The sequence below is a fragment of the Brevundimonas sp. genome (genome assembly GCF_031082345.1).
Lineage (GTDB): Bacteria > Pseudomonadota > Alphaproteobacteria > Caulobacterales > Caulobacteraceae > Brevundimonas.
In genome coordinates this window covers 975-3124 of the sequence record NZ_JAVHLH010000302.1, presented here as the reverse complement: position 1 = coordinate 3124, position 2150 = coordinate 975, and the positions used below count along the sequence as shown (strand labels likewise).

The 2150-nt window shown below is 66.4% G+C and carries 1 protein-coding gene; it reads right to left on the bottom strand.

All coding sequences use genetic code 11. The features are described from left to right. On the bottom strand, positions 1-1806 hold a 1806-nt coding region (gene lepA / locus RDU12_RS14375), incomplete at its 3' end, for a translation elongation factor 4 (protein WP_300292506.1). Positions 1807-2150: the final 344 nt, after the last annotated feature.

The following is a 2150-nucleotide window of genomic DNA, read 5'->3' as shown; positions in this document are numbered from 1 at the left end:
ATCCTCGTCCATCTTGAGCGCGGCGATGAAGGCTTCCTGCGGGATCTCGACCTTGCCGAACTGGCGCATGCGCTTCTTGCCGGCCTTCTGCTTCTCGAGCAGCTTCTTCTTGCGCGTGGCGTCGCCGCCGTAGCATTTCGAGGTCACGTCCTTGCGCAGGGCGCGGACGGTCTCGCGGGCGATGATCTTGCCGCCGATGGCCGCCTGGATCGGGATGACGAACAGGTGGGGCGGGATCAGCTCCTTCATCTTCTCGACCATGGAGCGGCCGCGCATCTCGGCCCGGCCGCGGTGGACCAGCATGGAGAGGGCGTCGACGGGCTCGCTGTTGACGAGGATGTTCATCTTCACCAGGTCGCCGACCTTGTAGTCGCTGAGCTCGTAGTCGAACGAGGCGTAGCCTTTCGAGATCGATTTGAGGCGGTCGTAGAAGTCGAACACGACCTCGTTGAGCGGCAGTTCGTAGACGACGAGGGCGCGGGAGCCGACGTAGCTGAGCTCGATCTGCGAGCCGCGGCGGTCCTGGCACAGTTTGATGACGCCGCCGAGGTATTCGTCGGGGGTCAGGATGGTCGCCTTGATCCACGGCTCGCTGATTTCCATGATCTGCATCACGTCGGGCAGGTCGGCCGGGTTGTGCAGCTCGATCTCGGAGCCGTCGCGCAGGGCGATCTTGTAGACCACGCTGGGGGCGGTCGCGATCAGGTCGAGGTTGAACTCGCGGCTGAGGCGCTCCTGGATGATCTCGAGGTGGAGCAGGCCGAGGAAGCCGCAGCGGAAGCCGAAGCCGAGGGCGGCGCTGGATTCCATCTCATAGGTGAAGCTGGCGTCGTTGAGGCGCAGGCGGCCGATGGCGGCGCGCAGGTCCTCGAAATCGGCGGCGTCGACCGGGAACAGGCCGCAGAAGACCACCGACTGGACTTCCTTGAAGCCCTTGAGCGGTTCGGCGGTGGGCTTCTTCTCGTCGGTGATGGTGTCGCCGACGGCGGCGTGGGCGACCTCCTTGATCTGGGCGGTGATGAAGCCGACCTCGCCGGGGCCGAGCTGGTCGACCGGGGTGTTCTTGGGCAGGAAGACGCCGACGCGGTCGATGAGGTGGGTCGAGCCGTTCTGCATCATCTTGACGCGCTGGCCGGCCTTGAGCACGCCGTCGAAGACGCGGACGAGGACGACGACGCCGAGGTAGGGGTCGTACCAGGCGTCGACCAGCAGCGCCTTCAGCGGGGCGTTGGGGTCGCCCTTGGGGGCCGGCAGGCGGGTGACGATGGCTTCCAGAACATCCTCGATGCCGAGGCCGGACTTGGCGGAGCAGAGCACGGCGTCGGAGGCGTCGATGCCGATGACGTCCTCGATCTGCTCCCTGACGCGCTCGGGTTCGGCGGCCGGCAGGTCGATCTTGTTGAGGACGGGGACGATCTCGTGGTTGTTGTCGATGGCCTGGTAGACGTTGGCCAGGGTCTGCGCTTCCACCCCTTGCGAGGCGTCGACGACCAGCAGGCTGCCCTCGCAGGCGGCCAGCGAGCGGCTGACCTCATAGGCGAAGTCGACGTGGCCGGGGGTGTCCATCAGGTTGAGGACGTAGTCGAGGCCGTCCTTCGCGCGGTAGTTGAGGCGCACGGTCTGCGCCTTGATGGTGATGCCGCGCTCCTTCTCGATGTCCATATTATCAAGGACTTGAGCCGACATTTCACGCGCGGTCAGGCCGCCGGTGAATTGGATCAGCCGGTCTGACAGGGTCGACTTGCCATGGTCGATGTGGGCGACCACGGAAAAATTCCGGATGCGTTCGATGGGAGGGGTCGTCATGGCCGCGCCGGTAGCACGGCGGGGCCGGATCGCCAACGCGGACGGCGCTCGGCAGGCCTCCGTCACTGCTTTTGTGGCGGATTACATCGACGTAAGGGGGCGGATTGGCGTTTGAGAAGAGAGGCCGGAACGGCTATTCAACGGCCGATGACAAGGCGGCCGCACCGGCGGCGCGCCGGGCGCGGCTCCCCCTTCCGCGCCATGGGGATCAGACGTGGCGAACATGATGCGGAACAATTGGGCCGGCGCGGCCGTCCTCACCCTGGCGCTGACGCTGGCCGGCTGCGGCGGCGAGGAGAAGGCCAAGGAGGCCGAGGCCAAGGCCGGCGCCGCCGGCAGCAGCC